The following is a 12,914-nucleotide window of genomic DNA, read 5'->3' on the forward strand; positions in this document are numbered from 1 at the left end:
TCGTTACCGGAGGGCAATGCTCCGTCATTGCAACGCCTGCCAGCCACACAGTTTATCAATAAGTATGGATTTGGTACGGTAGACACTCCCCTTCCACTCGGACACGATTTCATAACGAACAACCCCATCTCCCCAAGCTACTGACGCACCGGCGGATCCCCGCCCGGTTCCCGTCGGCATTCACAGCGTACACCTCGAACACAGTGGGTACATGTCTACTCCCCAATCAAACGCATTCGCGACCAAGCTTCGTGTAAACCTCCGAACGAACCCGATCGGCATCGGAGACCGAACCCCTCGCCTTTCATGGCAACTCCATGATCAACGCCCCGGCGCTGCTCAAATGGCCTACCGGCTGCAGGCGTCGTTGGACGATCCCAACTTCGAACCACACCATCTTACTTGGGATACTGGGCGAATCGATACAGACGGCAACACCGACATCGCGTACGATGGCCCACCCCTCAAATCCCGCGAACGCATTTACTGGCGAGTCGCAATATGGGACGCATGGGGGCAACTGAGCCAATGGAGCGATCCTGCATTCTTCGAAGCAGGCCTTCTCGATGAGAACGATTGGAAGGGAGAATGGATCGGTCGACTCGACAACGGAGACAAGCTGACTGTACCCGTTCCATACCTACGCAGAGAGTTTCAGCTTCCTTGCACCTCAATCGTTTCCGCTCGACTTTACATCTCCGCTCGAGGCCTATTCGAGGCTACCATAAATGGACAACCAGTGACCGAAGATCGCTTTGCACCTGGTTGGACCGAATACGAGAAGTCGATTCCTTACCTCGCTTACGACGTCACCCACCTGACCCGCAAAGGCGACAACGCGATCGGCATCGTACTCGGCGATGGGTGGTATCGCGGGAACCTCTTTCATCCCCCAGTTCGAGCAAACTACGGCCCTCAGCTAAGCGTGATCTGCCAGCTCGAAGTTCTGCTGAGCAATGGGGAACGTGAAATCATCGCAAGCAATACGCGGTGGCAGAGCTCAACCGGTCCGATCAGAGCGTCCGACATCTATGACGGTGAAACCTACGACGCTCGCAAGGAAATGCCAGGTTGGGACAAAGCTGGATTTGAAGGAAAACGCTGGAGCGCTGTAGATCGCTTCGCGCCCCCAGCAGCCGAGATCGTACCACGCCAAGGCCCCCTCACCCGCAAACAAGAAGCCTTGTCTCCACAGTCCATCAGAAGTCGAGGAAACGGCATCTACATCTTTGACTTTGGGCAGAACCTCGCCGGAGCGGCCCAATTAAGAGTTAAAGGCCCACGTGGGCACAAGGTAACGCTTCGCTTTGCAGAAATGCTCGACGAAGACGGTAGTCTTTACGTCGAGAACCTACGCCAAGCCAAAGCGACCGACCACTATTTTTGCAGTGGCGAAGGAGCAGAAACCTTTTTCCCTAGTTTTTCGTATCACGGCTTCCGATACGTAGAAGTGTCCGGCCTGGCAAACCGCCCCACAAAGAAAACGCTCACTGCGATCGCACTTCACAGTGAAATGCCCGCCACCGGTTCCTTCGAATGCTCGAACACTCACCTGAACCAATTACAGAGCAACATCCGCTGGGGACAAAAAAGCAATTTCCTTGAGATCCCCTCCGACTGCCCACAACGCGACGAACGACTAGGGTGGACCGGCGACGCTCAGGTATTTATTCCAACTGCCGCCTTCAATTTCGACGTATCCAGCTTCTTCTCACAGTGGATCGATGCCCTCAACGATGGGCAAACCGCAGGTGGTGCCTACCCGGATATCGCTCCGGATGTCTTCTCGGTCCGCAAGGAACTGAAGTTCTCCATCGACACCCACTCGCGGCGACACGGCAACGCTGGTTGGTCAGATGCGGGAGTGATCTGTCCCTGGGAAATCTACAAGGCCTACGGAGACGCAACTCTGCTTGAACGTTGCTATACCCACATGGTCAGCTGGATAGACTACCAGGAAAAGACGAGCAACAAGCTGATCCGTCCCGCGACTGCATACGGCGATTGGCTGGCGGTCGATGCGATTAAGCCAGAGTGGGCACCGACTCCTTGCGAGCTCGTGGGCACCGCCTACTTCGCGCATACGACTTCCCTGATGGCAAAGATCGCTGGTATTTTTGGATACGAAGAAGATGTTGAGCGATTCTCAAAACTGAGAACAAAAATCGGCAATGCATTTCGCCAGGAGTTCGTAACCCCATCTGGCTTGCTTGCAGGCGATACACAAACCGCCTACCTACTCGCGCTCTCGTTTGATCTCCTTGAGGGAACGCATAGAGAGAGAGCAATTCTTCGCCTCGTAGAGCTCATTGAACGCAAGGAAAACCATCTCTCCACGGGGTTTATCGGAACGCCACTCCTTTGCCCTACTCTCTCCCGCTTCGGTTTAACCGACCTCGCCTACCGCTTACTCCTGCAAAAGAGCTATCCGGGATGGCTCTATCCTATCGAAAATGGAGCGACCACAATGTGGGAACGCTGGAACAGTTGGACAAAGGAAAACGGGTTCGGCGACGATGGCATGAACTCATTTAACCACTATGCGCACGGTGCCATCGGAGAGTGGCTCTACCGGACCGTCGGCGGTATCGACCAATTGTCTGACAGTGTTGGCTACAAACGCCTACTCTTTCGGCCACAACCCGGCGGGGGGCTCGAATGGGCTAAGACCTCGCTCGAAACATCACAAGGAATGGCGCGTTGCGAGTGGAAGTTAAAAGGCACTCAGTTCGAACTCGAAGTGGAGATTCCACCTAACGCGATTGGCGAAATCCACATTCCCGCTCGAAATAGCGATTCCATCGAGTTTCTGAGCGACCCGACTTGGGAACGTATCCACACGAAACCATACAAGTATAGCCAACAAGCTGGCATCTACACACTCCCTGCAGGGATCTTTCGCTTCCGTTCCCAAAGTTAGTTCCGGAACGACTTTTCAAATGAATAAGAAACAACTCACCCTCTCCTTTTTATTGATGTTCTTTTGCAGCCTATGTGCAGGAGCGAAGAAACCTAACGTAATTCTGATCATCAGTGATGACCAGACTTGGGACGATTACGGATTCATGGGACATCCCCACGTACATACTCCCCATCTCGACAAACTCGCCAGCGAATCGCTCCTTTACGAACGCGGTTATGTATCCGCTCCCTTGTGCCGTCCCTCCCTCGCAAGTTTGGCGACGGGCCTGCATCCACACCAGCATCTTATTCGAGGAAACGACCCTGTCCTCCCTGGTGGTGTCCATCATCGTAAAGCACCAAAGCTCTCAGCCGAATGGCGTCCGAAAATGACCGCTCCAATGAAGAAGATGCCAAACATGATCCAGTCTCTCAAAGACAATGGATACTTAACCTTGCAGACCGGCAAGTGGTGGGAAGGTGATCCTCTTGAGAACGGTTTCACCGATGCGATGACACACGGTATTGTCGAAAAAGGCGGACGGCACGGAGATGAAGGTCTCAAAATCGGTCGCACAACCCATGCGCCTTACTACAACTTCGTCGACAAAGCGATCGAACAGGAAAAACCATTCTTCGTCTGGTATGGAGTCTTCCTGCCACACACTCCTCACGATGCGCGAGAAGAGTTGTATTTGAAGTATAAGGACATTGCCTCCAGCGAGTCAGAAGCCAAGTATTGGGCGAATATCGAGTGGTTCGATGAAGTGTGTGGAGATCTCCTAAGCTACCTCGAAAAGAAAGGAATCGCTGACGATACGATTATCGTCTACACCTGCGACAACGGTTGGGTCTCAAATCCAGCACAGATTGAGCGCTCCGTTCGCTCTAAGCGCGAGCCATACGAGGACGGTATCCGCACGCCAATCATGATCAAACACTCAGGTCAAGTGACTGCCAAGCGGGATACTACGACCCTCGCCAGCAATATCGACATCGCCCCTACCATCCTCAAAGCCTGCGGTATTGAAGTACCAAGCGAGATGGCTGGCCTCGATCTTCGCGACCCAGCCGCTCTCGCAGCACGCGACACTGTATTTGTCGAAGACTACGCTCACGACATCGAGCTATCTCAGCTAGAAGACGTTGATTCTGACCTGGAGTCTCGAGTCATTATCAGTGGATGGGACAAACTGATCGATTGGAGAAAGGGCAAACGACATATCGAACTCATCAACCTTGAGAACGATCCCAACGATTTAAAGAACCTCGCCTCGAAGCAGCCAGACAAAGTAATCCGACTCAACCAGGAGCTCACCAAGTGGCTCGAATCCTCTACCAAACCCGGTCTGAACTAATTTAGAATCTCCTAGGAACAGCAAAGAACCGAAAGAGACTTTGTTACCCCCATGGCAGCTACCTGTAGGTAGCTGCCTTTTCTGGATACATTCCCAGGAGGGCAATGCTCCGTCATTGCCGCATCATGAAGATCCACTGCAAGATGATAACGAAGCATTCCCCTCACAAAAAACACCCTGCCTTGCGACAGGGTGCTCTTCGTAGTGTTATGGAGAAAAGGAATCCGCGGTATTTTGGGTAGCTAGAACCAGAGCGAGGAGGAACTACCCACTAGACTCCCCGCTCTGGCAATTGAACAACTACATCTTAAGATTAGATATTAAAGTGCCCCTGTCCTTCTCCCTCTCAACCGAATCCAACTGTATGAAATCTAAAAACGCAGTCACAGCAGGGTTGCCGAAAGAGGCTTACTCCGCTTCACTTCCAAGTAGTCACTTATCGAAATGACCGCCCCCAAGCCAAAACCAGAGAATAAAAGCGATCGTCGTGTTACTGTTCGCGAAATCGCAGCGGAGATTGGTGTTCATTTCACAACGGTTGCCGAAGCGCTGCGAGACTCGCCAAGAGTCAAAGAAGCCACCAAGAAAAAGGTGCGAGAAACAGCTGATCGCATGGGCTATCAAGCAGATCCGATGCTCTCTGCCCTCTCCGCTTACCGCACCCAAAATCGTACTCCAGCATTCCAGGGAATCCTCGTCTGGATAAACGGATTTGAGACACGTGATTTCTTCTCTAAGGGAAAGGGGTTTTACCAAGATTGTTACCTGGGAGCTCAACAACGGTGCCAAGAGCTTGGATACAAACTCGAACCATTTTGGATGTCCGAACCGGGCATGACCGCCTCGCGAGCGTCTCAGATTCTCCACGACCGCAATGCATCCGGAGTCATAGTAGGTCCCATGCCGCACAACGTAGACGAGCTAAATCTCTTCTGGGACACCTTTTGCTCGGTGCGAATCGGCTATTCGCTCAAGGACTCCGAACTCACCAACATTACAGCCGATCAATACGAAAACGCACGTTTGCTCTATACGAAGCTGCATGACTTCGGATTCAAACGAATCGGATTCAGCTGCTCCCAGCTCATGAATGTCCGGACCAACAACCTTTGGCTCGGAGGCTACCTCGCCGCACAAAAAGACCTCACTGCTGGGATGAACCTCACGCCATTTCTGGAAAAAGACACCGCAGATGATGGAAGAGAGTTCCTGAAATGGGTCAAGGAGCAGCAACCAGATGTGATCATGGCGGCTGACGGTTTGCGTTATATCAGTTTGTTGCAAAAAAGCGGATACACCTTCCCTGGAGATATGGAGGTCGTCTCCCTCCATGCGGATACACCACAAGGAGATCTTGCAGGGATCACCCAAAACGGAATGAACGTTGGCATTGTCTCGGTCGACCACTTGGTTGGCATAATCCATCGCTTTCGAGTAGGACTGGAAACCCATACAAAGACAGTAGCAGTCGTTGGAGAATGGAAGGATAGTCCTAACTTCAAACGCCCCTCGGCTCCTTCAAACTGAAATCCTACAGTTAGCGGCGGCCTAGGAGTGAGAGCTCTGCTTTTCCCGCGTAGGCTAGCAGTCTATTCCCATTTCAAAAGTGTCCCAAACGAAACGTTACGCTCCACCGCTCCCTACCAAACCCATTAGCCTAGAAGCCTTGCAAGCTCAAGGCGTCACAGATCCGCAAATACGGATATTCGAAGACAAAGCCTGGCTGTACGCTTCCCACGACTCGGATCCGGATGCCCAGAGCTTCATCATGCCCGATTGGCAGCTTTGGAGCAGCGAGGACCTGGTAAACTGGAGCTTTGAAACAACACTTTCTCCAGAACAAACCTACCTCGGGAAACCATTCCATGGGTGTTGGGCGGGCGATGCGATCTGCAAAAACGGGACCTACTACTGGTGCCTTTCGATCGTCGATGAAACCGTCGGCACCCATGAAATCGCCCTCGTAAGCGCTCCCACACCAACCGGTCCCTGGAACGATGAAACGGGTACCGCCTGGATCAACAGCGATGCGGCAGACACGCACGTCTACGACCCCGGTTTCCTCCAACTTGATAATGGCGAAACCTACATCGTCTTCGGTGTTTGGGATTACTACATCGCTCGACTGAAGGACGATATGAGCGGACTCGCAGAGAAACCGCGCAAAGTCCAGATCCTGAATCCCAGCGGTCCCTACGGCGACGGTAAAACCGACGATAAACCGTTCCTCCACAAGCACGGCGACCTCTACTACCTTTCCTGGGGATGCTTCTATGCGACTTCGAAGTCTCCGTATGGCCCTTACCAATACAAAGGCTGTATCATTGATCCGGATTGCATGGAGGAGAACTTCAAGCAAAAGACCTGGCCGCAAGGTCCGCAACAAGGTCGCCACGGTTCGTTCTTCGACTGGAAAGGGCAAAGCTACTTTATCTATTGCGATATGAGTTTCTCGGGAAATCGCTATTATCGCGGTTCCTGGATCAGCTACCTCCATTATCGTGAGAATGGAGAAATCGCCCCAATCGAGATAAACTCTGACGCAGTCGGACGTCACTCATGCGAAAAACCTTTCTCAGCTGCAAATTACTCCACAGGATCAGGCATCCGAAAAGTGGAAGATGAACACGGGAACTTCGGAATCACCCCTTCCAAACAAAACGCCACTCTCTGCTATCCAAATATCACAGGCCTCACATCCAATTCGGCTGGCGTGGTGATCTCCCTCAGCACTGGCGACTCCGACTCTTCGATCACTGTCTCAAACGGAGAACTCTCGCAGACGCTTTCTGCATCTCGCCAGTCCACGCAAACCGAATACAAGCTAGTATTCCCGGAGTTCGATCCCAAACTCGGCGTGACGCTGAGCTTTGACGACGGCCCCAATCCCGAGCTCGTCGTTCACAGTCTGGCAATCACCAAAACGCCCAGTAAATAGCGACGGAGGCAAGTGCAACGACCACAACCCAGATCGCAAACTGGCGGTTCTCCTTGGGAGTCGCTTCCATGTTCATCAGGACCACTCCGCGAGAAGCCTCGTAGCCTTCCCTTCCCTTTTCGCCAAAAAGTAGCGAAACAGCGAAGAGCACCACGAAACTCGCGACCGTCAGAACTGCTCCGGCGTGCAGGAAGTTCATCTTCATGAAATCGAGGCCAAGCTGATCAACGATTCCGCCTACCCAAGCGTTGTCTACAGCGAGCCACATGAGAACGCCCGCTAAGGTGCCGAAAATGAGAGTCACGATTCCCCCAACCCGATTGGGAATAGGCGACATCAGTCCGCCCAGAAAACAAGCAAGCACACCGCCCACTGAGTAGGATCCAAATTTCGCGAGGTAATCGAAGAGGAACTTGAAATGAGGTATAACCCAAAGAGCCCAAACCACCGCGGAGATGACAAGGATCGCCCCCGCAATTCGCCCAGCGATTACGATCTCTCGCTCGCTGGCCTTCGGACGCATTGGCTTGTACCAATCAAGTGTAATCAGACTCGACGCAGAACAGAGGAAGGAATCAACGGAGCTCATCAAAGCAGCCACCAGCCCAGCGAGAACCAGCCCCACCAAACCCACTGGAAGCAAAGAACGAATCATCGTCGAGTATACCTGATCAGGAGATTCAGGGGGAACCTCAAAGAATCCGTCCCTCATCAGCATCAACCCAATAACTCCAGGCATCACGATGAGAAAGACCGTCGAACACTTGAGCAGCGCTGCAAAGATCCCACCCATCCGGGCTTGGTGAATACTCTTCGCCGCCATGGCGCGCTGCACCACCGAATGATTCACCGCACAGAAATAGAGCGAGTGTATCGTTAGCCCAAATACCACTGCGGTCCAAGGGATGTTCGGATCATCCGCCGGTCTCACCATGGAGAGCAAATCAACACCCTCCTGCGAGCGAAAGTCCTCTGTCTTTTGCACGAAGACATCCCATCCTCCCACGGCACTTAGGCCAAAAAGCAGAACCATAATTCCGCCAGCAAGCAGGATGAACATCTGAATAAAGTCGGTTATTACCACCGCCCTTAAACCACCGATCACCGCGTACAAACCGGTGGTCACTGCGAGAATGAGAACGCCTGGCAGCAAGGATTCCCAACCAAACAGGTCGCGCATCACCTGCCCGCCCGCATAAAGAGAAACAGGAATCGCATTGATCGCCAAAAACAAGATCTGGAAGATGGATACAAACCGATAGGAATCCTTCCCGTACCGGACCTTCAAGAATTGCGGCGTAGTAGCGATCCCAAGCCGAATATAGACAGGTAAAAACAAGATCCCCATCAAAGCGAATCCTAGAACGCCCGCCATCTGATAGTTCGCGACCGCTAACCCGAGGGCCATGGCAAGCCCAGCCTGCCCTACAAACTGTTCCGCAGAAATGTTAGTCGCGAAAAGCGAGGCCCCGATCATCGGCCAACGCATACTGCGTCCAGCAAGAAAGTAATCCTCCGAGTTCTTAACACCTCTCCCAACGCGTATCGTAATCCAAAATACGAATACGAAGTAGCAGAGTACAATAGACAGATCGAGAGATGAGATATTCATGCAAGCACAAGTAACAGGTAGCGGCCGTTGCACGCCCGTCGTAGCTCTTCGAGCGGAGTCGGGTCCCCAACGGCCACAAGCAAAAAGATGTCCTGTAGCAAAAGTCGCTACTCGCTCGAAGCAGGCACCAGACGGCTCCGCACGATCGCCACTGCGAACCAAACAACCATCCCAATCGTCATGGCGAGCTTCAGCTTCTCCATGCTGAGCGCGTCGAAGAGGAAGAGAAAAGAAGGGACAACCGTTAGCGCGAGTCCGACCCATCCGATAATTCTGAGTAAAGTATTCATATTCTTGAGTTATCTGAGGGTTAAGCGGCTGCAGGTTTCTTGCTGAGTAGCAGGTAGAGAACACCGGTAATCAACCAGCAAGGAAGAACGAAGTTCACAGCGGTGTATCCTTCGTAGACGATTAGGTAGAAAGCCGGCACAACCGGAATCAGCCACGCGAGCAAGACGGGGACACTGAATGAAGTCGCTGGAGACGACTTTTGAAAGGCCGAGGCATCCCCCTTTTGACGGAAATACCAATCGAAGAAAATGACTCCGCCCATCGGAGCGAGAATGGTTCCATAGAGGCCTACGAAGCCAAGCAGCTGCCAGGCAAACGCTGGAAAAGCCCCTGCAACTGTGGCGATGAGCCCAGCCGCGAAGGTCGCCCAAAATCTGGATACATTCGGGAAGATCGTCTGCGCCATCGCTTGAAACGCCAAACCGGCTCTATAGATGGTAGGGTTTGCCGTCGTCCACCCCGCGACAACCACACAGATGATTCCCGCAAGCCCAACCACGTTGTTCGCCATTGGCCCCGGTACAGGGTTTGCATCCTGATTCAGTTTGATTTGAGCAGCGAGCATGAAGGCCGCCGCAATCCAAGCCATATAGTGGCCGACGTACATGCCAGCACTCGTCGCCCAACCAGCTGAAGCTTTCTTGGCAAAACGGAAAACCGAAAGATCCGCCATCCCCACGTGCATCGCTGCATTACAGAACCAGGCGAATAGGAAAACGCTCCAGAAACCCATCGTCGACTCGCTCTCGCCATCTTGGGCAAATAAAATCGACTCGCTCCAAATCGCATTGAGCTCCTCCCAGCTGCTGGCGCCCAATTGTTTGAAGGCGACAATCCCGCAAGCGAGGAACACGAGCACCATCCAAGGAGAAGCGATGTTAGCGAACTTCGCCACCGTATCGTATCCAAGCGAGGCGACCGTTGCGATCAGGAGACCGACCGCGAGCACAACAACCACGAACATAGTGCTATTCGGCAACCAGTCGTCAGTGGTCGGCATCGTCATATCAAACGGAATACCCACCGCAGTGGCCGAAACCGTAATCATCGCCCCGGCGAGAAAGCAGAAAAGCAGTCCGTTAGCCAAATTGTAGAGCAGCACCAGCCACTTGCCTGCAATCTTCTCCAAGTGATGGTAAAGCGTGTAACGGGCCTTGGTGGCGATCGGCACACAGACATAACGCCAGCTCAGAACCGCCATGAGATTGCCCAGCAAAAGGCCAAAAATGATGTTTTGAAGCGAAACCCCAGCCAAGAGGAACAGCGGTCCGATCATGAACTCAGTGCCTGCCGCATGCTCTCCCGCATACATGCCCCAGAACTTGCCTGCTCCCTTGAGCGACTTCTCTGGGACGGGCTCTCGCTCGTATTCGTTAGCAACAGAGTCGGAGCGGGATGCTTCGACCGGAGGTGGGGTGTTCGCAGGGGGCATAGACAACTCGTAATTGGTTAGCGTGGGGAAGCCAAAGTTCGAAAGCGTTCAGCCTCCGAGCGAAGCGCTCCATTCACAAGAAATTCAAACTGTATGAATAAACATCTTCGCCAAAAGGTAGCGGCCGCTGAAAAGGTGGCACGGCTTTGAGCGCTTCGCTTTGTCGGCAAGCCTCGGCACCGAAGACGTCTAGATCGCCTTCGGAGAAGTCGATCCACCCAACAAATTCCTTCAATCAAACGACAACTCGATCTCGTGGCTTCCGCTCCCTAGATCCCTCAACTCAATCGTACCTGTTTCCTCCACGGTAGCTCGAGACTCCCCATCAACAATAAGCGCGACCAATCGTCGCCCATCCGGCACTTTAAGTGAAACTGTGGGCTTTGTGTTTCCAGGAATCTTTAGCGACACGTTCATCTTCTCGCCAAGTATCTGCCGAACCGATACATCGACGGGTCCACGAATAGTGGGGACCCACCCTTCGACGAACTCCAAGGAACCTGGCCGAGGAGCGATCAGCATTTCAGCAAAACCCGGCGTTAGCGGACGAACGCCCAACATAAATCGAGCGATCGCATTACCTGGAGCCGCCCCCCAAGCATGATTCCAATCCTGGTTTGGCTTAAAGGAATCATCCCAAGCCTCCAGGGTTATGGTCGACCCTACAGCCAACATGTTTTGCCAACTGCGAACGCCTTTCATGGTCATCAAGCGCAGTGCTGCATCTTCTCGTCCCCCTTGATAAAGGGCCTCCAATAAGTACTGGGCTGCGTAAACGCTGCAGGCCAAATCCTTGGATTCCACAAACGCAGCGACCTTCGCTCGACGATCCTCGGGGACCAGTCCAAATGCTAACGGAAACAGGTTCGCGTGAAAGGCAGAGTGATCCGTACCGATCCCATCGACATAGAGGCCAGTTTCTTCATTGAAGAGCTCTTGATTAAACACTTTGTAGAACTCCTCTGCCCGTCGGGTGTAATCTTCTGCATCAGTTTCGATCCCAAGGGATTTCGCAAGCTCCGCCATTTGCAGCAGATTCAAATAGTGGAAGGAGTTTACCACCGTGTTCACTTCTTTGAATACGTAGTTGTCTCGTTCACCGGGCGGCCAATCGACAATATCCGCAGAGTCCCCCGTTCGTTTGGTATGATTCGGATACGGATGCGACACCAGCAATCCATCCTTGCGTGCCAGATACTCGAGCGTCTTCTCCTTCTTGAGCCGCTCGTAAGTCCTGCGAATCGACGAGGAATCTCCAGTATACATCAAATCGATGCCGGCCATCATCACAGAGTGCTGTTTCCACTCCGTTGGCCAGGTCGAGAAATCCATCAAGTACTCATGCGTGTACCTGCCGATCGAATACTCGCTGTCCACTGCGTAGTGAGACAACATATTAATGTAAGCATCCGCCTCGTAGGGTATGCGCTCACGGTCCCCATCGACATATACGCCGGCAAAGCTAGTGGCCTTCATGCTGTATTTGCAGAGGTCCCAGAGAGCGTTCAAATCCTCATTGGAAGAGCGAAAGTACGAAGCGTATTCATCCCATGGATAATGGAGAGCAATCTGATTCGCGACCAGATTCTCTAACTCAATCCCATTCGTCTCGATCTCCACATAACGAAAGGGAGCAATCGTTCCAAAACGCCCCGGTATCGCGATGGCAACCGGTTTGGTATTACGATAGTTCTTTGGCGGATGAACACCATATACGCCATTTCCTTTCGAAACAGCCTGCTCTACCTGATAGTAGCGCACACTCGATTTCTCAGGCAACTCTCTCAACACGCCTGATTCACTTCCCCTTTCACCAAAATGCACCGATAGAACGCCCTCTTCGGGAGCGATGAGATCGAGCTCGAGAAATCCGAAAGCGACTTTGCCAAAATCAATCAGGTAACGCCCTGACTCTAACTCCGCGACCGAGCGTGGAGCAACGACTGTCGCTTGCGTCGGATGAGCTGAAGGAGCATCTTTAAGGTCCACCGCCATGGTAAAACGTTGAGGCTCCGACCAATGTCCAATCTCACCGTCATTCAGTCCAACCCGCACCCGCCACTTATAGGTTTCGGATGCTTGCAACTCCGATCCACCGTATTCAACTGCCAACGACTGTGACGAATCGATGACTCCAGAGTCCCAGCTTAACGCTCCCTCTGAAGCGAAGTCGCTTCCTGCACGAGCGACTTGGACCTGATAGCTACTCTGACGCCCTCCTTCTTCAACAACAGGGACCACCCAAGCAAAATTGGGTGTTGGGTCGGAGATGGAAATCAGCACATCCCCCTTCAGCAATTCGCACCGCAAGTCAGTTGGTGCCGGCGTTTTCGCTACAAGAGACGTCGCTGCAAGAAGGGACATAAATAAAAGATTCTTTGC

General features: G+C 52.8%; 8 protein-coding genes. 4 read left to right on the forward strand and 4 right to left on the reverse strand.

What is annotated here, in order from left to right:
• Positions 1 to 211 precede the first annotated feature (211 nt).
• From JIN87_RS06220 to JIN87_RS06235, 4 genes are all read left to right on the forward strand, one after another.
• Positions 212 to 2,920 (forward strand): alpha-L-rhamnosidase, encoded by a 2,709-nt coding sequence (locus JIN87_RS06220; RefSeq protein ID WP_200354674.1) that lies wholly within the window; start codon positions 212 to 214, stop codon positions 2,918 to 2,920.
• 19 nt (positions 2,921 to 2,939) lie between these two features.
• Positions 2,940 to 4,259, forward strand: coding sequence for a sulfatase-like hydrolase/transferase (locus JIN87_RS06225; protein WP_200354675.1), 1,320 nt, complete (start codon positions 2,940 to 2,942; stop codon positions 4,257 to 4,259).
• Positions 4,260 to 4,703: 444 nt separating this feature from the next.
• Entirely contained in the window at positions 4,704 to 5,786 is a 1,083-nt protein-coding gene (locus JIN87_RS06230) for a LacI family DNA-binding transcriptional regulator (RefSeq protein WP_200354676.1), read from the forward strand.
• Positions 5,787 to 5,865: 79 nt separating this feature from the next.
• Positions 5,866 to 7,197 carry a family 43 glycosylhydrolase gene (locus JIN87_RS06235; protein WP_200354677.1) on the forward strand — a complete coding sequence of 444 codons (1,332 nt, stop codon included), beginning with the start codon at positions 5,866 to 5,868 and terminating at the stop codon, positions 7,195 to 7,197.
• On the opposite strand, the gene JIN87_RS06240 is transcribed toward JIN87_RS06235, so the two are convergent.
• The 4 genes from JIN87_RS06240 to JIN87_RS06255 form a co-directional block, all read right to left on the reverse strand.
• A complete protein-coding gene (locus JIN87_RS06240) occupies positions 7,175 to 8,809 on the reverse strand; it encodes an SLC5 family protein (RefSeq protein ID WP_200354678.1) in 1,635 nt (544 codons plus the stop codon). The two genes, JIN87_RS06235 and JIN87_RS06240, sit on opposite strands and share 23 nt — an antisense overlap.
• 107 nt (positions 8,810 to 8,916) lie before the next feature.
• Complete coding sequence (locus tag JIN87_RS06245) at positions 8,917 to 9,099, reverse strand: hypothetical protein (protein ID WP_200354679.1); 183 nt, start codon at positions 9,097 to 9,099, stop codon at positions 8,917 to 8,919.
• A gap of 20 nt (positions 9,100 to 9,119) precedes the next feature.
• Positions 9,120 to 10,532, reverse strand: coding sequence for a purine-cytosine permease family protein (locus JIN87_RS06250; protein ID WP_200354680.1), 1,413 nt, complete (start codon positions 10,530 to 10,532; stop codon positions 9,120 to 9,122).
• A 231-nt stretch (positions 10,533 to 10,763) separates the two neighbouring features.
• The gene (locus tag JIN87_RS06255) at positions 10,764 to 12,896 is read right to left on the reverse strand and encodes an alpha-L-rhamnosidase-related protein (protein WP_200354681.1); all 2,133 of its coding nucleotides are present in this window, start codon (positions 12,894 to 12,896) and stop codon (positions 10,764 to 10,766) included.
• Between the last annotated feature and the right edge of the window lie 18 nt (positions 12,897 to 12,914).

The organism is Pelagicoccus mobilis (genome assembly GCF_016595505.1).
GTDB classification, from domain to species: Bacteria; Verrucomicrobiota; Verrucomicrobiia; order Opitutales; family Opitutaceae; genus Pelagicoccus; species Pelagicoccus mobilis.

Coding starts and splice junctions, on each gene's coding strand:
- JIN87_RS06250 (WP_200354680.1), bottom strand. CDS start 10,532: ATGCCCCCTGCGAACACCCCACCTCCGGTCGAAGCATCCCGCTCCGAC.
- JIN87_RS06225 (WP_200354675.1), top strand. CDS start 2,940: ATGAATAAGAAACAACTCACCCTCTCCTTTTTATTGATGTTCTTTTGC.
- JIN87_RS06230 (WP_200354676.1), top strand. CDS start 4,704: ATGACCGCCCCCAAGCCAAAACCAGAGAATAAAAGCGATCGTCGTGTT.
- JIN87_RS06220 (WP_200354674.1), top strand. CDS start 212: ATGTCTACTCCCCAATCAAACGCATTCGCGACCAAGCTTCGTGTAAAC.
- JIN87_RS06255 (WP_200354681.1), bottom strand. CDS start 12,896: ATGTCCCTTCTTGCAGCGACGTCTCTTGTAGCGAAAACGCCGGCACCA.
- JIN87_RS06245 (WP_200354679.1), bottom strand. CDS start 9,099: ATGAATACTTTACTCAGAATTATCGGATGGGTCGGACTCGCGCTAACG.
- JIN87_RS06240 (WP_200354678.1), bottom strand. CDS start 8,809: ATGAATATCTCATCTCTCGATCTGTCTATTGTACTCTGCTACTTCGTA.